General features: G+C 55.8%; 24 protein-coding genes and 1 pseudogene. 10 read left to right on the top strand and 15 right to left on the bottom strand.

The genetic code is table 11. From position 1 onward, the window contains the following. Positions 1 to 2 precede the first annotated feature (2 nt). The 4 genes from EL098_RS02500 to fimA form a co-directional block, all read right to left on the bottom strand. Positions 3 to 2,597 (bottom strand): fimbrial biogenesis usher protein, encoded by a 2,595-nt coding sequence (locus EL098_RS02500; RefSeq protein ID WP_126354507.1) that lies wholly within the window; start codon positions 2,595 to 2,597, stop codon positions 3 to 5. 31 nt (positions 2,598 to 2,628) lie between these two features. Continuing rightward, the gene (gene fimC / locus EL098_RS02495) at positions 2,629 to 3,291 is read right to left on the bottom strand and encodes a type 1 fimbria chaperone FimC (RefSeq protein ID WP_408609117.1); all 663 of its coding nucleotides are present in this window, start codon (positions 3,289 to 3,291) and stop codon (positions 2,629 to 2,631) included. A 77-nt stretch (positions 3,292 to 3,368) separates the two neighbouring features. Next, a complete protein-coding gene (gene fimI, locus EL098_RS02490; RefSeq protein WP_126358336.1) occupies positions 3,369 to 3,914 on the bottom strand; it encodes a type 1 fimbrial protein subunit FimI in 546 nt (181 codons plus the stop codon). Between the two features lie 78 nt (positions 3,915 to 3,992). Beyond that, on the bottom strand, positions 3,993 to 4,547 hold the full coding sequence (gene fimA, locus EL098_RS02485) for a type 1 fimbrial major subunit FimA (RefSeq protein WP_126354506.1): 555 nt from the start codon (positions 4,545 to 4,547) through the stop codon (positions 3,993 to 3,995). A gap of 590 nt (positions 4,548 to 5,137) precedes the next feature. Between fimA and nepI the strand changes: the two genes are divergently transcribed. After that, positions 5,138 to 6,319 (top strand): purine ribonucleoside efflux pump NepI, encoded by a 1,182-nt coding sequence (gene nepI / locus EL098_RS02480; RefSeq protein ID WP_126354505.1) that lies wholly within the window; start codon positions 5,138 to 5,140, stop codon positions 6,317 to 6,319. A 46-nt stretch (positions 6,320 to 6,365) separates the two neighbouring features. Here nepI and tauD read toward each other — a convergent pair whose 3' ends face one another. From tauD to tauA, 4 genes are read right to left on the bottom strand one after another with little or no spacing between them, the layout of a single operon-like run. Further along, the gene (tauD, locus tag EL098_RS02475; protein WP_126354504.1) at positions 6,366 to 7,214 is read right to left on the bottom strand and encodes a taurine dioxygenase; all 849 of its coding nucleotides are present in this window, start codon (positions 7,212 to 7,214) and stop codon (positions 6,366 to 6,368) included. Then, the gene (tauC, locus tag EL098_RS02470) at positions 7,211 to 8,038 is read right to left on the bottom strand and encodes a taurine ABC transporter permease TauC (RefSeq protein WP_126354503.1); all 828 of its coding nucleotides are present in this window, start codon (positions 8,036 to 8,038) and stop codon (positions 7,211 to 7,213) included. The genes tauD and tauC overlap by 4 nt, the downstream gene beginning before the upstream one ends. Next, positions 8,035 to 8,802, bottom strand: a complete 768-nt coding sequence (tauB, locus tag EL098_RS02465) for a taurine ABC transporter ATP-binding subunit (RefSeq protein WP_126354502.1) — start codon at positions 8,800 to 8,802, stop codon at positions 8,035 to 8,037. The genes tauC and tauB overlap by 4 nt, the downstream gene beginning before the upstream one ends. A 15-nt stretch (positions 8,803 to 8,817) precedes the next feature. Further along, a complete protein-coding gene (gene tauA, locus EL098_RS02460) occupies positions 8,818 to 9,792 on the bottom strand; it encodes a taurine ABC transporter substrate-binding protein (RefSeq protein WP_126354501.1) in 975 nt (324 codons plus the stop codon). A 304-nt stretch (positions 9,793 to 10,096) separates the two neighbouring features. On the opposite strand from tauA, the gene EL098_RS02455 reads away from it, so the two are divergent. Together EL098_RS02455 and EL098_RS02450 are read left to right on the top strand one after the other, a co-directional pair. Then, positions 10,097 to 10,648: a kinase inhibitor gene (locus tag EL098_RS02455; RefSeq protein ID WP_126354500.1), complete on the top strand. Its 552-nt coding sequence runs from the start codon at positions 10,097 to 10,099 to the stop codon at positions 10,646 to 10,648. Positions 10,649 to 10,657: 9 nt separating this feature from the next. Then, complete coding sequence (locus EL098_RS02450; protein ID WP_126354499.1) at positions 10,658 to 11,458, top strand: helix-turn-helix transcriptional regulator; 801 nt, start codon at positions 10,658 to 10,660, stop codon at positions 11,456 to 11,458. Between the two features lie 2 nt (positions 11,459 to 11,460). Here the strand turns inward: EL098_RS02450 and murP are convergent, their stop codons facing one another. Together murP and murQ are read right to left on the bottom strand one after the other, a co-directional pair. Next, positions 11,461 to 12,912 (bottom strand): PTS N-acetylmuramic acid transporter subunit IIBC, encoded by a 1,452-nt coding sequence (gene murP / locus EL098_RS02445; RefSeq protein WP_126354498.1) that lies wholly within the window; start codon positions 12,910 to 12,912, stop codon positions 11,461 to 11,463. Positions 12,913 to 12,914: 2 nt separating this feature from the next. Next, a complete protein-coding gene (gene murQ / locus EL098_RS02440) occupies positions 12,915 to 13,823 on the bottom strand; it encodes an N-acetylmuramic acid 6-phosphate etherase (RefSeq protein WP_126354497.1) in 909 nt (302 codons plus the stop codon). 253 nt (positions 13,824 to 14,076) lie between these two features. Here murQ and EL098_RS02435 point away from each other — a divergent pair, with 253 nt between their 5' ends. Then, on the top strand, positions 14,077 to 15,687 hold the full coding sequence (locus tag EL098_RS02435) for an FAD-NAD(P)-binding protein (RefSeq protein ID WP_126354496.1): 1,611 nt from the start codon (positions 14,077 to 14,079) through the stop codon (positions 15,685 to 15,687). A gap of 66 nt (positions 15,688 to 15,753) precedes the next feature. Here EL098_RS02435 and EL098_RS02430 read toward each other — a convergent pair whose 3' ends face one another. Both EL098_RS02430 and EL098_RS02425 read right to left on the bottom strand, forming a co-directional pair. Then, positions 15,754 to 15,954 (bottom strand): glycogen synthesis protein GlgS, encoded by a 201-nt coding sequence (locus EL098_RS02430; RefSeq protein WP_126354495.1) that lies wholly within the window; start codon positions 15,952 to 15,954, stop codon positions 15,754 to 15,756. Positions 15,955 to 16,253: 299 nt separating this feature from the next. Further along, positions 16,254 to 16,586 (bottom strand): YegP family protein, encoded by a 333-nt coding sequence (locus tag EL098_RS02425; RefSeq protein WP_126354494.1) that lies wholly within the window; start codon positions 16,584 to 16,586, stop codon positions 16,254 to 16,256. 217 nt (positions 16,587 to 16,803) lie between these two features. On the opposite strand from EL098_RS02425, the gene EL098_RS02420 reads away from it, so the two are divergent. The 5 genes from EL098_RS02420 (at position 16,804) to EL098_RS02400 (ending at position 20,544) form a co-directional block, all read left to right on the top strand. After that, entirely contained in the window at positions 16,804 to 17,502 is a 699-nt protein-coding gene (locus tag EL098_RS02420; protein ID WP_408609094.1) for a Crp/Fnr family transcriptional regulator, read from the top strand. A gap of 58 nt (positions 17,503 to 17,560) precedes the next feature. Further along, complete coding sequence (locus EL098_RS02415) at positions 17,561 to 18,307, top strand: nucleoside phosphorylase (RefSeq protein ID WP_126354493.1); 747 nt, start codon at positions 17,561 to 17,563, stop codon at positions 18,305 to 18,307. A 2-nt stretch (positions 18,308 to 18,309) separates the two neighbouring features. Further along, the gene (gene pnuC, locus EL098_RS02410) at positions 18,310 to 19,026 is read left to right on the top strand and encodes a nicotinamide riboside transporter PnuC (protein ID WP_126354492.1); all 717 of its coding nucleotides are present in this window, start codon (positions 18,310 to 18,312) and stop codon (positions 19,024 to 19,026) included. Between the two features lie 469 nt (positions 19,027 to 19,495). Continuing rightward, positions 19,496 to 20,023, top strand: coding sequence for a superoxide dismutase family protein (sodC, locus tag EL098_RS02405; RefSeq protein ID WP_197718533.1), 528 nt, complete (start codon positions 19,496 to 19,498; stop codon positions 20,021 to 20,023). Next, positions 20,020 to 20,544: a DUF3455 domain-containing protein gene (locus EL098_RS02400; protein ID WP_126354491.1), complete on the top strand. Its 525-nt coding sequence runs from the start codon at positions 20,020 to 20,022 to the stop codon at positions 20,542 to 20,544. Before sodC ends, EL098_RS02400 begins: the two co-directional genes overlap by 4 nt. Positions 20,545 to 20,703: 159 nt before the next feature. Here the strand turns inward: EL098_RS02400 and EL098_RS02395 are convergent. Then, positions 20,704 to 21,983 (bottom strand): annotated as a pseudogene (locus EL098_RS02395) (type II toxin-antitoxin system HipA family toxin). Beyond that, positions 21,973 to 22,311 (bottom strand): helix-turn-helix domain-containing protein, encoded by a 339-nt coding sequence (locus tag EL098_RS02390; RefSeq protein WP_126354490.1) that lies wholly within the window; start codon positions 22,309 to 22,311, stop codon positions 21,973 to 21,975. Before EL098_RS02390 ends, EL098_RS02395 begins: the two are co-directional and overlap by 11 nt. Positions 22,312 to 22,519: 208 nt before the next feature. Between EL098_RS02390 and EL098_RS02385 the strand changes: the two genes are divergently transcribed. After that, on the top strand, positions 22,520 to 22,645 hold the full coding sequence (locus tag EL098_RS02385; protein WP_232012293.1) for a DUF3455 domain-containing protein: 126 nt from the start codon (positions 22,520 to 22,522) through the stop codon (positions 22,643 to 22,645). Positions 22,646 to 22,692: 47 nt separating this feature from the next. On the opposite strand, the gene EL098_RS02380 is transcribed toward EL098_RS02385, so the two are convergent. Beyond that, on the bottom strand, positions 22,693 to 23,082 hold the full coding sequence (locus EL098_RS02380) for a putative T6SS immunity periplasmic lipoprotein (RefSeq protein ID WP_126354489.1): 390 nt from the start codon (positions 23,080 to 23,082) through the stop codon (positions 22,693 to 22,695). Positions 23,083 to 23,146 lie beyond the last annotated feature (64 nt).

The following is a 23,146-nucleotide window of genomic DNA, read 5'->3' as shown; positions in this document are numbered from 1 at the left end:
CGCTATGAGCAGGTGGCGGTCGCCATGACGACAGCCTGCTTCAGGCTCTCCTCCGGCAGGGAGTAGCTGGCGCGACACTGGGAACCTGTCCCGTCACCCCACTGGATCAGCAGTTTGCCCTTCAGCGGCAGGCCGCTGAGGTAGATCTGCCCGTCATCGCCAACCATGCTGGTGACGCCGCTTTGTTCTTCCCTGACCACCGAGCCAAACGGCACAGGGCGATCGCCGCGTTTGACGGTGATAATTGCACGTACGCCAATGCGGGCGTCGAACGTGGCGCGAACGAGGGCGCCCTCGGTCGGCACCACGCTGCTCACGTTGTTTTCGATGTCGGTGTGGTTATCCATGGTGTTGGTATCCAGCGCCACACGGTTGTAGCGATAAACCGTGGCGTACGGCATCACGGCGTAGCCGCGCCAGTCCGTTTTAACACCGGTCTGGTTTTCAACGCTGACGCCGGATGCGCCCGGCGCTTTGATCAGGACATTGGTATCGCCCAGCGGCTGGCTTAAGGTCACGCCGTCCGCATGGCCAACCACGCCGCCCGAGGCCTGCCAGTTGAAATCATGCTGATTGCGGTCGTAGTTATAGCCAAGACCGAGCGTGCCGTAGGTCGCCTGCCAGTTGGCGGTGGCGCTGCCGGAATAGCCGTTATTGCTGGTATGACCCTGAGTCACGTTGTAGTTAAGGTTACGTCCTTCCAGCAGCGTCCCGCCGACCCCGGTTTGCCAGCTGTTTTTGCCGTCTGAGCTGCGGCTTGTGGACATCGTGGCATAGGCACGATCCAGCGCCGTGTCGCGCGAGTAGCCGTGGCCCAGCAGGGTGCTAAACGGCACCGAGAGGTTAAACGCGACGATACGGTTGGTGTCCGAAAGGCCAAGGGATTTACTCCACGACCAGGAGAGTGAATAGCTGATGCCCCGCCAGCCGCTGGAGTAACCAAGCTGATACCAGGTGTTGTCCTGATCGGTTCCCCAGTAGGTTTGCTGGCTGCCGGAAACGTAGACGGAGCCGTAATCCCCCAGCGACTGGGAGATATTGACCTGAAAACGCCCCTTTTTGTTATAGCGCAGGTTGTGATAGCCGGTCGCGACCAGCTCCTGCTGATTATTGTCGTTGTTCTGCCACTCATATTCATAGCCTTCCATGTTGCGGTAGGCCACGTCGTCCAGCGTATAGAAGCCGCGCGTGGAGTAGCGATAGCCGAGCAGCTGGAAGTTCGTCCCGTAGCCGCTGAGGGATTTTGCATACAGGAAGCGCAGCGACTGGCCCTGATGCTCGCTGTCATCGGCCAGTTTGCTTCGCGCATGGGTGAAATCGAGGGAGATAGCTCCCCAGTCACCGAGGTTTTTCCCGGCGCCCAACGCCACGGCGGTATAGCGTTCAGCAAGCTGCGTGCCGCCGTAGGCGGTGTAGCCGGCCGGCAAACCGGCAATCAGCGTGCCCTGGGTGAAGAAAGGCTTATCCTGCTGGCTGTTACCGCTGCGGAAGTCCCCCATCACCAGGTCATACTTAAAACGCCCTTCACGCTGCAGCATGGGTACGGTGGAGTAAGGCACGGTGTATTTCTGTTGTACGCCGTCTTTCTCTTCTACCGTGACCTCAAGGTCACCGCTCGATGAGGTCGGGTTAAGATCGCTGATGGCAAACGCGCCGGGAGAGACGTAGCTCTGATAGATAACATAGCCATTCTGGCGGATGACGACTTTGGCGTTGGTACGGGCAATCCCTCGTACGGTTGGCGCATAACCCTGCAAACTGTCAGGGTACATGCTGTCGGATGAATAGATCCGAGCCCCGCGAAAGCCAAGGCTGTCGAACACGTCGCTGCCGGTGTTGCTGTCACCCATGACCAGCTCGCTCTTAAGCGGAATAATGGTGCGCTGCAGGGTGGTGCTGATATTCTGCCACTTATTCTCACGGTGGCCGTCGCCGCTGGTGTAGTTCCAGGCGCCGTTGTTACGCAGGCGCCACGGGCCGAAGTTCAGCCCGCTTTGCAGGTTCAGATAATAGCTGTCGTTGTAAGTTCCGCGGTTGCCGGTAAAGGTGTAGTTCAGCAGCGCCGCAGGGATCCCTTCGTCCCACTGCTCCGGTGGAATATAGCCGCGGGCGCTGTTGTTCAGGGAGGCCTGAGGCAGGCTGATATCGAGGCGAAGACGTGCAAAGTCGTAGGCCACTTCTGCGCCGGGCACCGCCGTGGTTACCGGCACGCATTCTCCGGCTTTATATTTTGCCAGATCGGGGTAAGCAAGCAGGTTCAGGCCGAGGCGCTTAAGCCAGTCAACGTCCAGGCAAGGCGTCAGCCCGCCAGATTTCACGGCTTCAGAAGCGGTCACTTTCGCGTCTGTCGCCGCAAACTGTACGTCTTCGGTGGCAACAAACTCATCGTTACGCCAGATATCTACGCGGTAGACGCCCGGCGGCTGGTTGCTGCCTTTTTCAAAACGAGACAGATCCGCCACCGTCGCGGTATCTTCCGACAAAAATGCCGGGTTGAAATAACTCTCGGCGGCAGCGAGCGCTGGCCAGAGTGATGCCACGATGGTCGCCGTCAGCGGCGCTAGCGTAAAAACTTTACGCGTGACTGATGTCTTCATGATTCACCTGCTTCCCTTTGCCAGCCTGGCTTTACTGCATGACACCCGGTTGTGCTTTTGTCACGGCGCCGTAATCGTTAACGGTCTGGAAGCTGATTGCCCCCTGAACGCCTGACGGCACGGTAATCTGTGCGCTATTTTTCGGCGCTACCATGGTGTTAGGCAGCTTCTCGTTCCCCATCTTCAGGTTGACCAGCGAGACGTAGTAAGGAGAGGGATTGCTGATCTTCAGGGACTGGCCGCTGCGCGCGAAGCGGATCTGCTTGACGGCATCTTCAGGCTGCATTTGCAGGTTTTTAGGGCGCACAAACAGCTTGATGCGGGAGAGCACCGCCAGCTGGAGGACGTTTTTGCCTTCAATGCTGTTTTTATCCACCGAAGGAATGGATTTGACGTTCATCCAGAAAATGGACTCACGATCCGACGGCAGCTGCGGTCCGGCATAGATAATACGCAGCGTATTTTCGCTTTTAGGCTCGCTGACAAACAGCGGCGGCGTCACCACAAAGCTTTTATCTTTCTGGCCCAAATCGTTTTCGACCCAGGAGTTCACCAGAAAACGTTCTTTTGGATCGCTGTTAGTAATGGCCAGCGACGTTTGTTTCGCATCGGCAGGGTAAATAACGCGCGTGGCGCCAAGGGCAATACCGCCCGCAGCCTGCGCGTTAAAAGAGATCATCATTAAAGAGAGCATCAGCGCCGAAGCGGCTTTATATAATTTGTTCATCACGACAGGTACCATCAAAATTGCCAGAATGGAAAAACAGAGGTTCAGGGATAAACCAGCGTGAACCAGACGTCGGAGCGAATATTTCCGGGCGACATATGCTTAGAGACAGAACGATAACGGGCAGTGAAATGAAAACTCATTTCCGGTGTCGTTATTGCTGAATATGTTGCCGGTTCGCTATTCGGAATAACCAACTGCTGCTGTTGGTCAAATAACGCCAGCCCGATCCCGCTGCTGGCGTCATTCCCGCTTATGCTGGAGGTTGCCAGAAATACCTGGGGATCTTCCGCAGGGGTTGAACCCTGGAACGCGATGCCAACGTGGTCATAAACCTCCGGACTGCAATCCGTCAACCGAAGGGTAAAAGGGATGCTGGGCGGCGCGTAGCTGCCAACATCTTTAAAAGCGTTGCTGGGGTACTGCCCCATTTGCACGGTCATTTCCTGACTTTCCGGTGCGACGGCGCAGGCGCCGTTAACCAGCTCTCCCTGCATGTGCACTTCGCCACCGTGGATCACCACAGTGCGCTTTGCCTGAGCGGGATTCACCGCTGCCAGGATAGCCAGAAGCAGGATTTTCCTTATCATCATCGTCCTCTCTGGACTCGCGTCGGACAAGCCTCATCCATGAGGCTGAATCATCCCTGAGCTATCGGCTGTCGCTGATTATTCGTATTTCATTACGAAGGTGGCATCCGCGTTTGCAGCACCGGCAGTCGCGGTTGCGGCAGTCGCTTTATAGCGAGCGGTGAACGGAATGGTGTTCTCGCCGTCGTTCAGCGTCTGAGCGGCAGAGAAAGTAGAACCGTTTGGCGCCAGCGTTCTGGAGGTGCGATCCAGGATTTCGATACCCACGCCTGTAGCGGTAGTTGCGTTACCACCGGAGTTCACCGCCAGCAGAGATGGGTTGGCTAAATCTGTCTGGCCAGTAAAGGCAACAGACGCGGTTGCCGCTACGGAGCTATCGCAGTCGGTCAGCACGATGTTGAATGGGGTCTGGGAAGAGGTATCGCCCACGGCAGCGAAAGCCGCGGTACGGTACTGGCCCAGTTTAACGATCTGGCCGTCGGACTGGGTGCTTACTGCGCAAGCGGCGTTAACCAGCTCACCCTGGAAGTGCACGGTACCGCCGTTAACGGTAACAGGATCGTCTGCGTTAGCGGCGCCGCTTACCAGAGCAGCAGCTGCGATCAGTGAAGAGGCGATTTTGCTAAATTTCATGGGTATTCCTTCATATATAAAAAAACGCACACCGGGTAATGCATCCTTCATTACGCCGTTTGACTCATCATCGGTCCAAAATGACCACGTAACGCATTCCCCACGTCCTGTGGGAATTCCTTGGAAAACTTACTTCTTTCATTAAAAATAAAGGCAAGCAATACCCCAGCCCATTATTTCCATGGCTGTATAAAACCGCCCTTAATTAATCAAAATGAAAATTACAGATATTCGTAATAGGTTACGAAGTGGGGATAAATTAGTCTAAATTTGAAATAAGTAATAGCTGCCAATTCTTTATGTTAGGTAAGCCGGGTCTTAATAAAACCTAAGAAATGACCAGGCGAATATATCGGGATTACGCTAAAAATATGAGGAAAGGCTCGTTAATTTAGGGGTTTATCGCTGACTTCGGGCACAAGAATATTGTTCAGATAATGTTAAATTTGTTTGTTTTATGTTTCATTCGAAAGTCGGGCATTTAACGGCATTTGCCTGAAACCGATCGACGTTGCCAAAACGTTAAAAGCGTTGCGCAAGCGATGATACACTGGTCGGCTTGCCACCGAATACTGACCCAGGACTTCAGGATGAATGAGACCGCACCCCACGCCAACCCGGCTTCCCCAATAACTCGCCCCAACTGGTCGGCCGTCTTTGCTATCGCGTTTTGCGTCGCCTGCCTGATTACCGTTGAATTTTTGCCGGTTAGCCTGCTGACACCTATGGCGCAGGAGCTGAATATCTCCGAGGGCGTGGCCGGACAGTCGGTCACGGTGACCGCCTTTGTGGCGATGTTCGCCAGCCTGTTTATCACCAACCTGATCGGCTCAACCGATCGCCGCCGCGTGGTGCTGCTTTTTGCCGTCCTGCTCACCGCTTCCTGTCTGCTGGTTTCATTTGCGGGGAGTTTCTCACTGCTGCTGTCAGGCCGGGCATGTCTCGGGCTGGCCCTTGGCGGTTTCTGGGCGATGTCGGCTTCTCTCACCATGCGTCTCGTGCCTGCCCGCACGGTGCCTAAGGCGCTGTCCGTGATCTTCGGCGCGGTGTCGATTGCTCTGGTGATTGCCGCCCCGCTGGGCAGTTTTCTGGGAGGGATCATCGGCTGGCGCAACGTCTTTAACGCCGCAGCGCTGATGGGCGTAGCCTGTATTATTTGGGTGTGGAAGGCGCTGCCTTCGCTGCCGGGTGAAGCGGCGCATCACAAGCAGAATATGTTTGGCCTGTTAAAGCGCCCGGGCGTACTGGCGGGCATGCTGGCCATCTTTATGGCGTTTGCCGGGCAATTCTCATTCTTTACCTATATCCGCCCGGTTTATATGTCGCTGTCAGGCTTTGACGTTGATGGCCTGACGCTGGTGCTGCTGAGCTTTGGTATTGCAAGCTTCATAGGCACCTCGCTCTCCGCGCCCATTCTGAAACGCTCACTAAAGCTGGCGTTGACCTGCGCGCCGATGATCCTCGCCATTAGCGCTGCGGTCCTGGTGCTGTGGGGAACAAACAAAGCGGTGGCCTCGGTGATTGCGGTTGTCTGGGGCCTGGCCTTTGCCCTGGTGCCGGTAGGCTGGTCAACGTGGATCACCCGTTCGCTGGCGGATCAGGCTGAAAAAGCCGGGTCGATTCAGGTCGCCGTGATCCAGCTGGCCAACACCTGCGGCGCCGCCGTTGGCGGCCTGGCGCTGGATAATCTCGGTCTGCTGGCGCCGCTCATATTATCCGGCAGCCTGATGCTGCTGACGGCCCTGCTGGTGGCGATAAAGGTTCGGGCTTAAAACAACGCCTTAGAAAATAGCGCCCGGCTCAGGCGCTATTTTTTTATCATCCTCTCCAGAACGGCTTATCGCCAAGGATGGTCGCCCGGTGCATGATGCGGCGAGCCGGGAGATAGTCGGCGTTGGCATAATGCTGGGTGACGCGGTTATCCCAGATGGCAATATCGTTTTGCTGCCAGCGCCAGCGTACCTGGAACTCCGGCTTAGTGATATGCGCAAACAGAAAGCCCAATAGCGCCCCGCTCTCTTTTTCCGTCAGGTTAACGATGCGTGTGGTAAAGCCTTCGTTGACGAACAGCGCCTGCTTGCCGCTCACCGGGTGGGTGCGGATAACCGGGTGGCGCAGCGGCGGGTTCTTCGCTACGGCTTCGCGCCAGCGCCGATGCTCGGATTCGTCATGGGAATATTTGTACTCCGGGAATGATTTGCGGAAATCATGCTCGGCTTCCAGCCCGGACAGCAGCTTTTTAAACGGCTCCGACAGCGCCTCAAAGGCGGCAATGCCGCTGGTCCACAGCGTATCCCCGCCGGTTTCAGGCAGCTGTTTTGCAGCCAGAATCGCTCCGGCAGGCGGCGTTTCAATAAAGGTCACGTCGGTGTGCCAGTTGTCGTTATCCGGCGGGTTATCGTTATGGGTGTCCAGCACGATAATCTCCTCCACGCCTTCGGCATGCGGGTACACCGGGTGAATATGCAGATCGCCGAAGCGTAAGGCCAGCGCGCGCTGCTGCGAGGGCGTGATCTCCTGCTCGCGGAAAAACAGCACCTGGTGGCGAATCAGCGCGTGATAAATTTGCTCAAACTGGTTATCGCTCAGGCCACGCGTCAGATCCACGCCGCTAACCTGCGCCCCGATATACGGCCCCAATGGCTTAATGTTCACTTTTTCACTCATTGCCCTTCTCCATGCCACGGGGTCAGGCGGCGCTGTAGCGCCCGCAGCCCCAGTTCTAAACAAAATGCGATCACGGCAATCACGCCGATACCGGCCAGCACCACATCCGTTGCCAGAAACTCACCGGCCGACTGCACCATAAAGCCCAGGCCACGCGTGGCGGCGATAAGCTCCGCGGCCACCAGCGTGGACCAGCCTACGCCGAGTCCGATACGAAATCCGGTCAGGATTTCAGGCAGCGCTCCCGGCAGAATCACATGCCAGATGACCTGTAAACGGGACGCACCCAGCGCCTGCGCGGCACGAATACGCACCTGCTTGGCACTGCGCACGCCCGCCATGGTAGACATCGCTACCGGGGCGAAAATCGCCAGATAAATCAGCAGTATTTTGGAGGTCTCGCCGATGCCAAACCAGATCACCATCAGCGGCAAATAGGCCAGCGGCGGCACCGGGCGATAAAGCTCAATCAGAGGATCCAGAATGCCCCGCACGGTGGAGTTCAGCCCCATCGCAATGCCCACCGGAATGCCGATCAGCACCGCGGCGGCCAGAGCGGTAAGAATACGCCCCAGGCTCGCAGCCAGATGCTGCCACAGCGTGGCATCCATAAAGCCCTGCGGCCCGGCAATGCTAATCAGCTTCGCCAGTACCTGGCCCGGCGGGGGCAGAAACAGCGGGCTGATCCAATGTTGGGATGCAACCCACCACCACAGCAGCAGCAGCGTAACCAGCGTTGCCGCGCTGAGGGTCAGCTGCCGGGAAAATGGCCAGCGCAACGTCAGGCGACGGCGAGTGGGTTTATCCTGAATGAAAATGCTCATAAGAAGCCCTCCCGCTGCTCAAAAACGCGGCTCAGCACGTATTCGCGTTTAGCGATAAATTCCGGGTCAGATTTAATGCTGCGGCACGGTTCCCCGGCGGCAAAACGGCGGCCAAAATCGAGCTGCAGCCTCTCCAGTACGCGCCCTGGCCCCGGCGACAGCAAAACCAGTTCCGTCGCCAGAAAAACAGCTTCCTCAATATCGTGAGTGATCAGCAGCACCTGACGCCGGCTCTCGTGCCACAGCTTCAGCAGCAGGGTTTGCATTTGCTCGCGGGTAAAAGCATCCAGCGCGCCGAAGGGTTCATCCAGCAGCAAGAGCTGCGGCCTGGTTGCCAGCGCACGGGCGATGCCAACACGCTGGCGCTGCCCGCCAGAAAGCTGCCAGATGGCACGCTTCGCCTTATCTTCCAGCCCAACTTTACGCAGCATATCGAGCGCAGCCGCTTCGCGCTCCGGCTTAGACTGCCCGGTAAGCTGCAGCCCGAAGGCCACGTTATGCAGGACCGACCGCCAGGGCAGCAGCCCTTCATTCTGAAAAACGACCCCGCGCTCGGCGCCGGGGCCGTCAACCGCTTTTCCCTGCAGCGTAATGCTGCCGGAGTGATAAGGGACGAAACCGGCGATCAGGTTAAGCAGCGTTGTCTTACCGCAGCCGGAAGGGCCGAGCACCACCAGCAGTTCGCCCTCGTCCACCGTCAGATTGATGTCGTCGAGCACGGCTTTGCCGCCGTACTCCGCGCTAAGATGCGAAACCTGTAGCATCGCCGTTCCTCCTGTTTACTGCGCCAGCGGCTTCACGAAGCGGTCTGTCACAAACTGGCTGTAGTCGGTGGCCACCGCCGGGACTTTGCCCTGCTCTTTCAGGAACTGCGCGGTATCCACGATAGCTTTATTCACCGGGCCGCTAAGCTGCTCGACCTGCTGTTTTGCCGTCAGGTAGGTGTTGCCCTTCACCAGCCCCGGTACGTCACTTTCCGGCACACCGCTAAGGCGTGAAAGCTTACTCAGGTTGTCCGGCTGCTTCAGCCATCCATCCGGGTTGTCGAGATAGCCCTTCTGGGCTGCGATCGCACTGCGGGCGAAGGCGGTGACAACATCAGGGTGTTTTTCTGCGAAATCTTTACGTACCACCCAGACGTCGAGCGTTGGGGAACCCCATTTGCCCACCTGTGCCGAGTCCGTCAGCACGCTGCCGTCTTTTTCCAGCTCGTTTACCGCAGGCGCCCAGACATAGGCGGCATCAATGTCGCCGCGCTGCCAGGCGGCGATAATCGCCGGAGGCTGAAGATTAAGGATTTGAACCTGATCCGGCTTAATGCCCCAGTGTTTGAGAGAGGCCAGCAGGCTGTAATGTGTTGTGGAGATAAACGGCACGGCGATACGTTTGCCGATCAGATCCTGCGGGCTTTTGATGCTCTTTTTCACCACCAGCGCTTCGGAGTTGCCCAGCTGAGAGGCGAGAAGGAAGACTTCAATCGGGACGTTTTGGCTCGCCGCCACGGCAAGCGGGCTGGAGCCGATATTGCCGATTTGAACGTCGCCGGAGGCCAGCGCACGAACCACGCTTGCGCCGCTGTCGAACTTACGCCATTCCGCCTTCGCCCCGCTCTCTTTGGCAAAAGCATCATCGGCTTGCGCAACTTTGGCCGGTTCTGCGGAGGTCTGGTACGCCACGGTGACGTCCACCGCGTGGGCCTGAGTGGCGATTAAGGCCAGTGCAACCAGCCAGAGTGAGTGTCGTTTTGCTGCCATGATTCTGCTCCTGTCTCGGGGGGAGAGAGCAGTATTTCCAACGGCAACGATTCCATAAAAGAATAAAAAATTATCGCTAATGCCTTTCTGGCCTTAGTAAAAAAGTGAGAATCGATAGCTATTGCACGGCAATAAATAAAATATTCGCCCTGGTTTGCGGGAAATAAATGATTAAAAACGTTTCTTTTCCGGCCGCCAATAAACCCTTTCTGACTTTTTTGGCACGATAGCCGCGCCGTTCTGCACGAAACTCCTTTCACGGCTTCCATAAAATCAGCATTATTCCAACAAGCAAGAGGTCGTTATGAAAAAGCATATCGCTGTCGCCACGCTGGCATTTTTGTCGTTATCTGCCGAGGCCGCTGGGTTTCAGGTAAAAAGTAGCGAGATCAAAACCGGTATGCCGCTCGCAAAAGCGCAGGTATTCGAAGGCTTTGGTTGCTCCGGGGGCAATCAGTCGCCCGAGCTAAGCTGGTCGGGTGCGCCAAAAGGCACCAAAAGCTTTGCCGTGACCGCCTACGACCCTGATGCCCCCACCGGCAGCGGCTGGTGGCACTGGACGGTAGTGAATATCCCGGCCTCCGTGACGTCCCTTGCCGACGACGCGGGAAATAAAGACGGCACAAAGCTCCCGGCGGGCGCCGTACAGGGCAGAAATGATTATGGCTATGCCGGATTTGGTGGCGCGTGCCCCCCGAAGGGCGATCAACCGCATCATTACCACTTTAAAGTCTGGGCATTAAAAACCGATAAGCTGCCGATTGACGCCAATGCCAGCGGCGCCCTGGTCGGCTACATGCTGACCGCCAACAAGATAGCCACGGCAGAAGTGGTTCCGATCTACGGTATCAAGTAAGGAGTTACTATGCAGGCAGAAGCAGAGTCGCGCGTGGCGATACAGGAAATTCGCATGTATCAGGCCCACGAACTCCATCGGGTTAAACTGCTGATGCCTGCCTTATGCCGTATTCGTCAGGGGAAAAAAGTGGTGAGCTGGGGTGAGCAAAGTGATATTGCCAATAACAGCCAGATAATCCTGTTTCCCTCCGGCCATGAGTTTGGCATTGCTAATCACCCCGAAGGCGGTTTTTATCTGGCGGAAATGCTCTACCTGCCGCCGGGATTAATTCAGCGCTTTCGGCAGTTTTATCCGCTGGAGCCGCAGGAAGAGAGCAAACGAGGCTTTTGTATACGGCAAAATGAGGAGCTGCTTTTCTGCTGGGAACAGTTAAAAAGCGCCCTGCAGAAAAAGCTGCCGGGCCAGGTGTTAGAGCACCTTGCGATGGCGATTTTGCTGACGCTGGGTAAGAACAACATCAGTGATCTTTTCCTCTCTCATCCACAGGATTCGCTGGTCAGCCGCTGCCAGAACCTTCTGCTGGCAAACCCGGGCGCACGTTGGACGGCCCCGGAAATGGCGCGTCAGCTGTTTATGTCCGCCTCAACGCTGCGCCGCCACCTTGCCGCCGAAGGCGAAAGCTTCCAGAACCTGCTGGATGACGTGAGGCTGAGTAACGCCCTCGCCGCCATCCAGACAACGCACACGCCGATAAGCGAGGTGGCCAGAGAGAACGGCTATCTGTGCCCTTCTCGCTTTACCGCTCGTTTTCAGAAACGCTTCCAGATAACACCACGCGCGCTGCGCCAGGCCGCTAAAGCGCGGTGAACTCAGCTTAAATCAACGTTCTTGCTGCCAAAACACCACGTCATGATAAAACCGGCGGCATAGGCGATAACGATCCCGGCGACGTAAACCGCCATGCCGGCGAAGATCCCCTGGTTTGAGGTCATCAGCGGAATCGACACTAAGCCGGAAGGCCCAAAGACGGTATTCAACCCGACCGGCAGGCCCAGCCAGGCCACCAGCCCAATGAAGAAGCCGCCGATGCCGCCGCCGATACAGGCGGTGATAAATGGCTTGAGGCGCGGCAGCGTCACGCCGTAAATCAGCGGTTCACCGATGCCCAGCAGGCCGGGAATAATAGCCCCTTTAATTTGCGTACGCAGCACCGAGCCTTTTGGCGAGCGGGCAAACAGCGCCAGCGCCGCACCCACCTGCCCCGCGCCGGCCATCGCCAGAATCGGGAACAGCGAGTTGAAGCCCTGGGCATCCATCAGCGCGAAGTAGACCGGCACAAAGCCCTGATGAATACCAAACACCACGGCAATCAGGAACAGCCCGGCCAGAATTGCCGTGCCGAACGGGTTACCGTTCAGGTGCATAAAGAGCCACGACATCCCTTTAAACAGCTCGCCGCCGATGGGCATAATCGCCACAAAGGTGATCGCCCCGGTAATCAGCAGCGTGATCGTTGAAGTGAGGATCATGTCCAGATTATCCGGGATCACGCGCCGCACCTGACGTTCGATCCACGCGCCGAGCATACACGCCAGCAGCACGCCGATAATGTTGCCGCGCGGGTCGATCGTCAGCCCAAAGAAGGTGTCCATCCCCGCGTAATAACCAACTTTACCTTCCGGGACGTAGCGCAGAATAAACAGCGAGGCGATGATTGCCCCGTTCACCCCGGTGCCGCCAAACGCCTTCTGGGTATTGAAGCCGATAAGAATGCTCAGGAAGGTAAACAGCCCGATGCTGAACACCTTCATGTAGGCGATAAGCTGGGTGAGCCACGCCGCAGGGGCTGTTCCCTCAACCACCAGCGTCTGCTGCAGCAGCGTGGCAATTCCCAGCAGCAGCCCGGCGGCGATAAAGCCCGGGATCAGCGGCGTGAAGATGGTGGCAAATTTGGTGAGGAAGTTATGCACCGCGCTGTTCTGCTTCGCCTTCATCTGCTTTTTGTTCTGGCTGGCGAGCGCGGCTAAATCCGCCTTTTCACCTGGCTCCGGCTCGCTTTGATCCCCCTGCTTAAGCATCGCATTCATCAGCTCGCTGGCGGTTTGCGCTTTGCCGGGGCCAAGAATGATCTGCAGCTGATCGTCGCCGTTGACCACGCCCATCACGCCGGGAATTTTTTTCAGCTCATCGTGCTGAACGAGATCCCTGTTGCTGAGCGTTAGCCTGAGGCGCGTCATGCAGTTGCCGCAGACAAGAATATTGCCGCTGCCGCCCGTCAGGCGCAGGATTTGTTCCATCATCGAGCCGGTGATTTTCGCCATCGCTATCCTTTTAACCCCTGCAATGCTTTACGTATAAAGCCCTGATGTTGTGCCAGAAGCCTGCTGGCCTCTTCGGCAGACAGGCCGCTCAGCAGCATGAAGATCGCCGTTTTACAGTGACGTTTGCTGGCTCTGAGCGCCTCTTCAGCCTGTTCAGGGCTGCATTCGGTTGCCTCCACCACGATATTGATCTGGCGCTGGATCAGCTTGGCGTTAGTCGCCTCGACGTCCACCATCAGGTTGCCGTAGACTTTGCCGCTGCGGATCATCGACCCGGTGGTGATCATATTCAGGATCAGCTTTTGCGCCGTTCCTGCCTTCATGCGTGAAGAGCCGGTGACGATCTCCGGGCCAACGACGGGCTCAACGGCGATATCTGCCGCCTGGCTCATTTCGCTGCCGGGGTTACAGGAGATAGCGGCGACGGTCGCGCCAACGCTTTTTGCATAGGCCATCGCGCCCAGCACGTAAGGCGTGCGGCCGCTGGCGGCAATGCCCACCAGAACGTCGCGCTCGTTAAAATTCAGGTTACGCAGATCCTGCTCGCCCATTTCACGGCTGTCTTCAGCGTTCTCCACCGCCTGTAAAATGGCCGGATGGCCGCCGGCAATCAGCCCGACGACCTGTTCACGCGGCGTGCCAAAGGTGGGCGGGCATTCGCTTGCATCGAGGATCCCCAGACGGCCCGACGTCCCCGCCCCGCTATAAATAAGCCTGCCGCCCTGGGCGAAGGCCTCCACTACTTTATCCACTACCTGAGCCACCTGTGGCAGCGTCGCCTCAACCGCCAACGGCACCTGTTTGTCTTCGTTATTGATAACCATCAGCATATCAAGGGTGGAGAGCGTATCGATCGCCGCGCTGGCCGCGTTACGGCTTTCAGTCACCAGCTTGCTTAAATTGATCTTCATCGGGGATCCCATCGTCAAAAGTTAGCGCCATAATAAGGAATTTTTTATTCCACTGATGTGACAGTTATCACGGGAAGCAGCTTTATATCATCACAAATCAAGACACAGCAAAGGAATAAATTATTCCTAACACATCCAGGTGATTGCCCTGGCTCAATACCCGTTTTCTACCACACTTATCAGAAAGGGTTGTGCTTCCGGATAGAAGTCCGGCGGTAACGGACACGATAACAATAATGATGGGGAAGCCTCGATGAAAAAGGTAGCGATTATCGGCGCAGGGCCAACGGGAATTTATACTCTTCACGCCCTGATCAAGAACACACCTCCGCTGGCCATTTCAATATATGAACAGGCGCGGGAGGCGGGTATCGGCATGCCTTACAGCAATGAAGATAACTCGCGGATGATGCTGGCAAACATTGCCAGTATTGAAATCCCGCCGGTTTTTTCCTCCTACATTGACTGGCTGCGCAGGCAGAGTAAAAGCCACCTCGCACGCTACGGCGTTGAGCGCGACTCCCTGCACGTTCGTCAGTTTTTACCGCGTATTTTGCTGGGGGAGTACTTTCGCGACCAGTTTCTGCAGCTTGTGGCGCAGGCAAAGCAGCTGGGCTTTACCCTGGAAGTCCATGAATCCTGCCAGGTAACCGACCTGAAAGCGACGCCCGAAGGCGTGCGGCTGTGGAGGCAGGGAGAGCCGGTAGCAGAGCATTTTGACCTCGCCGTCATCGCCACCGGCCATGTCTGGCCGGATGAAAGCGAAGCCACACGAACTTTCTTTCCCAGCCCCTGGTCAGGGCTGATGGAAGCCCAAATCCCCCCCTGTAAGGTCGGTATTTTGGGCACCTCGCTCAGCGGGATAGACGCCGCGATGGCCGTCGTGATGCAGCACGGCGAGTTTGTACAGGCAGATGACGGGTCTCTTGCATTTTACCGTGACGAGGGCAGCGAAGGGCTGGAGATCTCCCTGATGTCCCGCTCCGGCATTCTCCCGGAGGCCGATTTTTACTGCCCTATCCCCTATGAACCTTTATCCATCGTCACCGCGCAGGCGGTGGAAAAAGAGATTGCCGCTGGCTCAGAGGGCCTGCTCGACAGGATCTTCCGGCTGATGGTGGAGGAAGTCGAGCTGGCCGACCCGGCGTGGAGCAAGTCGATAGGCCTGAGAACGCTGAATGCCGACAGTTTTGCCCACGCCTGGTTTGCCGATCGCCGTACGCACGATCCTTTTCGCTGGGCCAGTGCCAACCTGATTGAAGTTGAACGCAACAAGCGCGACAGGCGAACGGTGCCCTGGCGTTATGCCATTCTGCGGCTGCATGAAGCCGTACAGGACAGCATGCCTCATCTTAATGAAAAAGACAGAAAGCGCTTCAGCGCGGGTATTGCGCGAGTCTTTATCGATAACTATGCGGCTATTCCCTCGGAATCGATCCGCCGCCTGCTGGCTCTGCGTGAGGCGGGGCTCATTAACATCTCGGCGCTGGGGCAGGAGTATACTCTGGACGTGAAAGAGAGCCAGACGGTCATCACCGTAGACGGGGAAAGCCGAAGGTTCGATGTCTTTATCGATGCGCGAGGGCAAAAGCCGCTGAAAACGAGAGATCTGCCGTTCGCCAGGCTAAGGCAGCAGCTGGAGGCCTGCGGAGATGAGATCCCCGACGTCGGCGAAGACTATACGCTCCTTTCACCCGAGTGCGCTCGCGGACGCATCGCGTTTGGCGCGCTGCCATACCTGATGCACGACCAGCCGTTTGTGCAAGGGCTTACCGTGTGCGCAGAAATTGGAGCGTCGATTGCGAAAGCAATAGCAGAGTCGTCCTCGCGAACGCGCAGGCGTTTACCCTGGCTCGATCTTTAAAAGAGCGCCTCTGGGGGTTAAAAAGCCGAATATATGATTCGGCTTTAGGTCAGATGGCACGTTATTTCAGTGTTCGAGCTCGTTGGCCCGCGGCGCTTCTAAGCAGTAGTGGTTGAAGCGTTCGTAAAACCAGGCTTTTTGCTCGCTGTTCATATTGCCGGTCACGGCCTGGAGATCCACTTGCTGCCCTGAAGCCTGCATATGCGCAAAGCTGCGCGCCAGGAAATCAAAATTCTTCACTGCCTGTAGTTCTTTATTCATCAGCATATCCCTCTGTGAGCTAACTTGTGAGTAAGTCATATGCTCTGTTTTGAGTATCAACCTGCTGACGAACGTTTTTTGAGCTATGGATGCGGTTTTTGGCTTTTGCCTTCCGATATATCCCGATGCGGCATCGCGATAAGCTCCAGGGAGGAGATTTCACTCTTATTTTTACTGCGAGGCTCACAGCGAAAAACAGCAAACTGTTCTGCGCGACATCCGAAAAAAAGCGGCCTGCGCAGTCTTGCGAAAACGTCCCCCTGGGGATGTTACGCATTGCACGCGCCAGCCGCCCCTGGCTCCGGTTAAATCTTATCCTTCACCGTTTCCGTTCCCCCGTTATTTTTCACCGAGGCAACGCCTTTATCGCGCGACTGTTCCGTGGCGTACATCTGGCTGGTGCCAATCACCTGATGATTCCCGGCCTTGAGGTTAAAATAGAATTTCCCGTTGCTGGCGACCTTCTTATCGTAGCGTTCGTCCAGCGGGCTATTAGCGCGCACGGAGGCGATACCATTGTCCGCCGAGGCGCGGGTTTTATACAGTTCGCTGGTGAGCACCACTTCCCCATTACCGGCCTTGAGCACAAACTTGAACTGCCCGTCGCTGCTTTTACTTAATTCGAACCAACCAGACATGTTAACTCCTTGATGAACATCATAAACAGTTAATAGATCGGGTAAACTACAAAAACAGTATGTACGAAAAACAGCCAGGTCGCCCACTCCTCCAGCGAACCTGCGGGACAAATGTCCCGGCCGCGATGCGGATTTCAGATCCCGCTGGCACTTTTCACGCTAATCTGTGGGCAACGCGGGACGGCCGTCCTGTCCTTATTTGACGGGAAATTTTATAGTGAACAGCATGAAGAACGAGAGCAGACAAAGCGACTGGCTAAGCGTCATTGAAAGAGTGACCGGCGACCCGGCGCTGTATGAACTGCTGAAGTACTGCCCGCTGGATATTCTGCGCAGCTGGCAGCTGAAACATTACCCTCGTGGTTCGCTGATATTCCGCCAGGGTGAAATTTGCAACGAGTTCCACCTGATCATCAAAGGGGATATCGACGTCTTCACCACCGCAGACGACGGGCGAAAATACTCCCAGGCACGCTATAAAAAAGGCGACATCCTGGGCGAGCTGGAAATCTTCGAGCGGCGGCAATACATCTGCTCGGTAGAAGCGGTTAGCGACTCAGCGCTGCTGGTGCTGACGCGAGAGGATTTTTGCCGTTGGCTGGCATTAGATAATTACTTTAATCAAAAAATATTACAGGCCGTTAGCGATCAATATTATCAGCTATCCAAAAAGGCCGGAGAAGACATTCTTTATTCGTTACATCAGCGTATCTGCCTGGTGCTATGGCAAAAGCACCAGCAGATACGGGGCAATATCCCGCTTAACAAGCAGCAATTAAGCGAGCAGTTTGCGGTGGCGCCCCGCAGTATCAACCGGATTTTATCCGAACTGCGGGAAGACAATATTATCGCGATTCACGGCGAGCAGATTCAGGTTCTCGACCCTCTACGCCTGCGTCAGCACGCCGAACATTAAATAACAGCAGCCAGTTCTGAGCCATTAAAACGGCTCGCTTTACGCCAGGTAAAATATCATGACCCAACTTCAGCCCCATATCCGGCTCAGCCGGGAGATGACGCACGCCCGTTATGCGCTCCTGCCGGGCGATCCAAAACGCGTTGAACACGTTGCCCGGTTTCTGGAAAACGTAGAAGACTTCGGCAGCAACCGGGAATATCGCGCCCTGCGCGGCTGGTTCCGCGGCGTAGAAGTGCTGGTTATGTCCACCGGCATGGGCGGGCCTTCTACCGCCATCGCCGTGGAAGAGCTGCGCCAGATTGGCGTCACTAACCTGATCCGCATCGGCAGCTGCGGGGCGATGCAAAACCACATTCGCCTCGGTGACCTCGTTATCGCCACCGCCGCCGTGCGGGATGAAGGCACCAGCGCGATGTACGTCGACAAGGGCTACCCAGCCTGCGCGGACATCGGCCTGGTTCACCACCTGATTCAGCAGGCCAAACGCCTGGGCTACGCCAGCCACAGCGGTTACGTGCGGAGCCACGACAGTTTCTACACCGACCGCGAAGACGAGATTAATCAGTTCTGGTCCGGCAAGGGCATTCTTGCCGCAGATATGGAAACGGCTCCGCTGATGGTGGTGGGTGCGCTGCGCGGCCTGCGCATCGCCTCCGTGCTTAACGTAGTGGTTGAGCACAGCGGCAGCCTGGAAGAAGGCATTAATAACTACCAGCAGCAGGAACACTCCTGCCAGCAGGGTGAATCCCGCGAGATCTTACTCGCCCTCGAAGCGCTCTACCTTGACAGCCAGGAGCAGTAATCATGGATTTCTTCAGCATTAAGAATGTAATGGTCACCATTCCGCTTGGCGAAGGCGGCTACGCGCTCTCGTGGATCGAGGCCATCGGCACCGTTTTCGGCCTGCTCTGCATCTGGTTCGCCAGCAAAGAGAAAATCATCAACTACCTGTTCGGCCTGATTAACGTCACGCTGTTTGCGGCGATCTTCTTCCAGATCCAGCTTTACGCCAGCCTGCTGCTGCAGGTGTTCTTCTTCGTCGCCAACCTTTACGGCTGGTACGCGTGGAGCCGTCAGAACGAGGCCAACGAGGCCGCGCTGAAGATCCGCTGGCTATCGCGCAGCAAGGCGTTCACGCTGGCAGCGGTTTGCCTGGTCGCCATCGCGCTGATGACCTTCTTTATCGATCCGGTCTTCGCCGTGCTGACCCGCATCGCGGTGAGCATTATGCATAGCCTCGGCGTCGCGGTTGATATGCCTCAGCTTCAGCCGGATGCCTTCCCGCTGTGGGACTCCGCCATGCTGATTCTGTCGATTGCCGCGATGGTGCTGATGACGCGTAAATACGTTGAAAACTGGCTGCTGTGGGTGGTTATCGACGTGATTAGCGTGGTGATCTACGCCATTCAGGGCGTATATGCCATGTCGCTGGAGTACATTCTGCTGACGGCGATTGCGGTGATGGGCTCCGTGGCGTGGATTAAAAGCGCCCGCACGATCGGCTCCCGGCCACTCGCTTAAATCGTTTTATTCACTTTAAGGGCCGCTAAGCGGCCCTTTTTCTATTCGGATATCTCTCATTTATCGAGCCAAATGAAAATTAAAGGCTTTTTAAAAAACTCGCTATTTTAAGCGACAAGTCACCCCCCATTCAGCTCAATCATCTATTCTTTATTTAAGACACGACAGCGACATAATTTTTAACGATCGTTAGCAGGTCGTTTGCACTCCCTGGTTTTGCCGCTTAAGGCACCTTCGTTTTCATTCAGGCATCCCCGATAATCGGTCACAATCAAAGGTTAACCTAATGAAAAATATGATTTTAAAAATCTTCACGCTGAAACGCATGCCACAATTTTACCTATCAGAGCAATTAAACGCGCCGCAAAACAGTTTGTTATAACCAGCATGCTGCCGCGCACAAGACGCAGCACAAAATTTTGCGACATCTGACTCTTTGCACCATCAGATAAAATTACAGGGTTAACCGATGAACATGTTAAAAACGCTGAAACAGACGCTTTGTATTACTGCCCTCGCCTGTACCGGCCTGGCGCAGGCCGCCACCGTGACCATGAACACCGTCGACGCCAACGGCACCTCCACCCCGGCGGGTACCGTTGAATACCACGCCACTCAGTATGGCGTGCTGTTTACGCCTGATCTGAAAGGCCTGCCGCCGGGTATTCACGGCTTCCATGTTCACACTAATCCTGACTGCGGCCCCGCCATGCAGGACGGCAAAATGGTGGCTGGCCTGGCGGCGGGCGGCCACTTAGATCCGGCCCACACCGGCAAGCACGAAGGCCCATGGGGCAACGGCCACCTTGGCGACCTGCCTGCGCTGTACGTAAACAGCGACGGCACGGCAACCTACCCGGTGCTGGCTCCTCGCCTGCGTATGTCTGACCTTAAAGGCCACTCGCTGATGATCCACGCCGGCGGCGATAACCACTCTGACCACCCAGCAATGCTCGGCGGCGGCGGTGCGCGTATGGTGTGCGGAGTCACGTCATGAGCAAGCGCTTCTTAACGACCGCATGCCTTGCGATGGTGATGGGCGGAGTACCGGCCCTGGCGAACGCGGCAGAGACTTCTATCGACGCTCCTAAAGGCGAGCATCTGCAAACCGAGCTTTATGCCCGTGGCGTGCAAATCTACCGCTGCGCGGCGGCGGACGCCGAGGCCAAAACCGGGAGCTGGGTATTCCAGGCCCCGGAAGCCGACCTGTTCAGCGACAAAGGCCTGAAGCATCTCGTCGGTAAGCACTTCGACGGCCCGCACTGGCAGGCAACGGACGGCAGCGTGGTCGCCGGTGCGCTGAGCGCCACCCGCCCGTCGAAAGATAAAGGCTCGATTCCGTGGCTGCTGCTAACCGGCACCTCAGAGGCCCAGCCAGGCCTGTTCGCCAACGTGAGCAGCATCCAGCGCGTAGACACGCGTGGCGGCGTAACCGGACCAACGGTCTGCGACCCGGCCACCTTTGGCGCAACGCTGAAAGTGCCTTACACGGCGACCTATAAGTTTTATACGAAGTAGCAGGTTGCAAAGCCCTGGCCGGAAGGCCGGGGTTTCTGTTGGAAGCCGTAATGAAAAAGAGCGCAATGCGCTGAAACCGAGAGAGAAATAACGTTAACGCCAGCAATATTAAGTCGATATCTATCGAGCAGACGTTAAACAATAGGCAAGAAGAAAGACTCAACGCAGCTGTGCTATTGCTTCAGGGCTGGCTTCAAAAATAAACGGGTTGAGGAACACTCGCCCCCACAAGAAGTTGCGATCAACTTCACTCAACGAAGCCTCACTACATACCTCTGCCCAGTTTTCGTGAACCGTTCGGATACAGTGTGTAATAACGTCAATGGCTTCCTGCTCGCTTAGCAGAAATTTAGCCGCCGCCGACAGGCAAACCGCAAGATTGCTCATTCTGTTTTCACCAATAATCAGCATTGCCTGCGTTGCTTCATTACCAGAACGGCCCTGAGGACAAATATCATAAGCAGGCGTCAGGCTCAGTTTTTTACCATCCCAAAATGCTGCATGATTTCTGGCGTGATCGTCAGTGTTACCGCAAATAATATTAAAAACCAGACGCCCGAACAGCTCTCGTAATGTCTCTTTAGGTGCCTCGAAGCGCTGGCGAATAATATCCGTCAACTCCTCATAGCTCGCATATCTGGCCATCATCTCATCAAGACCAAAAATAGTCAGCGCTGAAACCATCAGGCGGCGCTGCCATCCTGCATGGCTGGGTATACGGTCAAAGCGTTCAATAAGCATGACGTCTTTACCCGCTGTATGGCGGAGATGAACAGGTGCTACATTTAACCCAGCACAGGCAGCCAGTCGCATAGCGATATATTCAGCTTTAACAACATTATAGGTATCCGTGGAGGAGGAGAATTTTGCGATAAACTTACGATTCTCTGACTCAATCATCGCCTTTGGTCGCGCACCGCCTAGTGAACTACCGTGAAAAAGCGCTTGTTCCAGCTCCGGAGTTAGCGGTACGCCACTTTCGACCATTGATGCAGCCCGCATCAACTCTTCAAGAGATGCGCTTTGGGACGCACGCGGTACATATTCCGTTGCGGATTGCTGGAAGTCGAGCCCGCCAATCCTGTCTGAGCCAGACTCAAGCAAATATGTCAGTTCATCCAGTTTGTCAGGGTCAGCATTCCTGCCCTGAGCCCCCATCAGCCGGTTCAGAATAACACGACGCCCCCCAGGCATCCGGGGCAGCATCACGCAATGCGCTCGCCTGCTGTAGCCCTGGCGCCGGGAAAAATTGCGCCGCGAACCAGCGGGAGTTCAGGCTCATAGACAGGGATCGCATCTTCCCGTTCCAGATAACTGCGCCCGTAGTTGAAGATAAACCTGTTACCATCACGAGTTAACACGCCTGCGACAATCGGCTGCGCTGCGCCAGGCAACCAGATCCATACATATGCCCGGTCGGGACTACTATCAGAAGTCATCGTTTATCACCTTTCTGGAGTGATGCACTGAGCGTGGCATCAGCGATAAAGTTTTCTCTGCGTTCGCGGTATGTAACGTCATCGATGCCTGGTCGGGTGTAAAAAGTGGAACACCGACAATAGTAGCCAGTTCAAATACCGCGCCAATTGCACACCCCATATCCCCTTCTTCGGCACGATAAACGAGTCCACGCGATACACCTGCGCGTTCAGCCAGGTCTTCAACGGTGAGTTTACGTTCAATACGCGCAGTACGAATCATCAGCCCCAGCAGTCGCGCTGCATCACGGCTATAACGAGAGTAGGTTCGAGTGGATGGTTTAGCCATTTGAAATCTCTTTGTTACATAAACAGAGCATATTAAGCAACTATATCCTTTTTATAGAACAATCCAACATTATTTGTTTTAACGATCCCTTTTATTTGTTCCATAAACAGATCCTCAACTCACACTACGCTCTATTAATGGAACAAGTAAACTTGCGGTCTTGATACCCACCATTGGGTTTCTCCGCTGACCAGGCCTGTTCGCCAACGTGAGCAGCATCCAGCGCGTGGACACGCGCTGCTGCGTAACCGGCCCAAAGGTCTGCGACCGTTCGACGTTTGGCGCAACGCTGAAAGTGCCTTATACGGCGACCTATAAGTTTTATACGAAGTAGCAGGTTGCAAAGCCCTGGCCAGGAGGCCGGGGTTTGTGCTGATGGGGTTAATTCAGAGGCTGAATACTGATTACGCCGGAAGCGTTCTCCGCTGTAGAAAACTCTGTCGTGACCAAATGAGAGGAATAACTATCAGATTTTACATCGTAAGCGACGGAATATTTTTTGCCGGGAGAGAAGGTAAAACCAAAGACCGGCAGGCAATCGCCCCTCGCGACATACACAGGAGCATCATCGAACGTCTTGTGTAGTGCGTTCCCTTGCTCTTCGTTAATTTGTACGGCCGTTATGCGCTCTTCACTGCCAAGCGGAGACACCACACAAACAGAATGACCTTTGGTCACAACATCTGCGGACTGTCGCGGCACCATTCTGTCGCCCGGTCCAGGACACCCGGCAAGCAAAAAGACGGCAGCGGCTAACAGATATTTTCTCATAACTTTTTTCTCACTTTCGCTGTGACTATTTTGCTATACGGCGCCGGGACTTCACGGGTATGTT

This window comes from Cedecea lapagei (assembly GCF_900635955.1).
Lineage (GTDB): Bacteria > Pseudomonadota > Gammaproteobacteria > Enterobacterales > Enterobacteriaceae > Cedecea > Cedecea lapagei.
Note: the sequence above shows the minus strand (reverse complement) of the source record. Positions and strands in the feature narration are given on the sequence as shown.

Excerpts from the sequence above, each read along its gene's own strand:
- pnuC (WP_126354492.1), top strand. The coding sequence starts at position 18,310 with ATGGATTTCTTCAGCATTAAGAATGTAATGGTCACCATTCCGCTTGGC.
- EL098_RS02435 (WP_126354496.1), top strand. The coding sequence starts at position 14,077 with ATGAAAAAGGTAGCGATTATCGGCGCAGGGCCAACGGGAATTTATACT.
- EL098_RS02430 (WP_126354495.1), bottom strand. The coding sequence starts at position 15,954 with ATGCTGATGAATAAAGAACTACAGGCAGTGAAGAATTTTGATTTCCTG.
- murQ (WP_126354497.1), bottom strand. The coding sequence starts at position 13,823 with ATGAAGATCAATTTAAGCAAGCTGGTGACTGAAAGCCGTAACGCGGCC.
- EL098_RS02380 (WP_126354489.1), bottom strand. The coding sequence starts at position 23,082 with ATGAGAAAATATCTGTTAGCCGCTGCCGTCTTTTTGCTTGCCGGGTGT.
- EL098_RS02400 (WP_126354491.1), top strand. The coding sequence starts at position 20,020 with ATGAGCAAGCGCTTCTTAACGACCGCATGCCTTGCGATGGTGATGGGC.
- fimI (WP_126358336.1), bottom strand. The coding sequence starts at position 3,914 with ATGATAAGGAAAATCCTGCTTCTGGCTATCCTGGCAGCGGTGAATCCC.
- tauB (WP_126354502.1), bottom strand. The coding sequence starts at position 8,802 with ATGCTACAGGTTTCGCATCTTAGCGCGGAGTACGGCGGCAAAGCCGTG.
- EL098_RS02425 (WP_126354494.1), bottom strand. The coding sequence starts at position 16,586 with ATGTCTGGTTGGTTCGAATTAAGTAAAAGCAGCGACGGGCAGTTCAAG.
- EL098_RS02415 (WP_126354493.1), top strand. The coding sequence starts at position 17,561 with ATGACCCAACTTCAGCCCCATATCCGGCTCAGCCGGGAGATGACGCAC.
- tauA (WP_126354501.1), bottom strand. The coding sequence starts at position 9,792 with ATGGCAGCAAAACGACACTCACTCTGGCTGGTTGCACTGGCCTTAATC.
- EL098_RS02390 (WP_126354490.1), bottom strand. The coding sequence starts at position 22,311 with ATGGCTAAACCATCCACTCGAACCTACTCTCGTTATAGCCGTGATGCA.
- EL098_RS02450 (WP_126354499.1), top strand. The coding sequence starts at position 10,658 with ATGCAGGCAGAAGCAGAGTCGCGCGTGGCGATACAGGAAATTCGCATG.
- fimC (WP_408609117.1), bottom strand. The coding sequence starts at position 3,291 with ATGCTCTCTTTAATGATGATCTCTTTTAACGCGCAGGCTGCGGGCGGT.
- fimA (WP_126354506.1), bottom strand. The coding sequence starts at position 4,547 with ATGAAATTTAGCAAAATCGCCTCTTCACTGATCGCAGCTGCTGCTCTG.
- tauD (WP_126354504.1), bottom strand. The coding sequence starts at position 7,214 with ATGAGTGAAAAAGTGAACATTAAGCCATTGGGGCCGTATATCGGGGCG.
- EL098_RS02455 (WP_126354500.1), top strand. The coding sequence starts at position 10,097 with ATGAAAAAGCATATCGCTGTCGCCACGCTGGCATTTTTGTCGTTATCT.
- nepI (WP_126354505.1), top strand. The coding sequence starts at position 5,138 with ATGAATGAGACCGCACCCCACGCCAACCCGGCTTCCCCAATAACTCGC.
- EL098_RS02500 (WP_126354507.1), bottom strand. The coding sequence starts at position 2,597 with ATGAAGACATCAGTCACGCGTAAAGTTTTTACGCTAGCGCCGCTGACG.
- murP (WP_126354498.1), bottom strand. The coding sequence starts at position 12,912 with ATGGCGAAAATCACCGGCTCGATGATGGAACAAATCCTGCGCCTGACG.
- tauC (WP_126354503.1), bottom strand. The coding sequence starts at position 8,038 with ATGAGCATTTTCATTCAGGATAAACCCACTCGCCGTCGCCTGACGTTG.
- sodC (WP_197718533.1), top strand. The coding sequence starts at position 19,496 with ATGAACATGTTAAAAACGCTGAAACAGACGCTTTGTATTACTGCCCTC.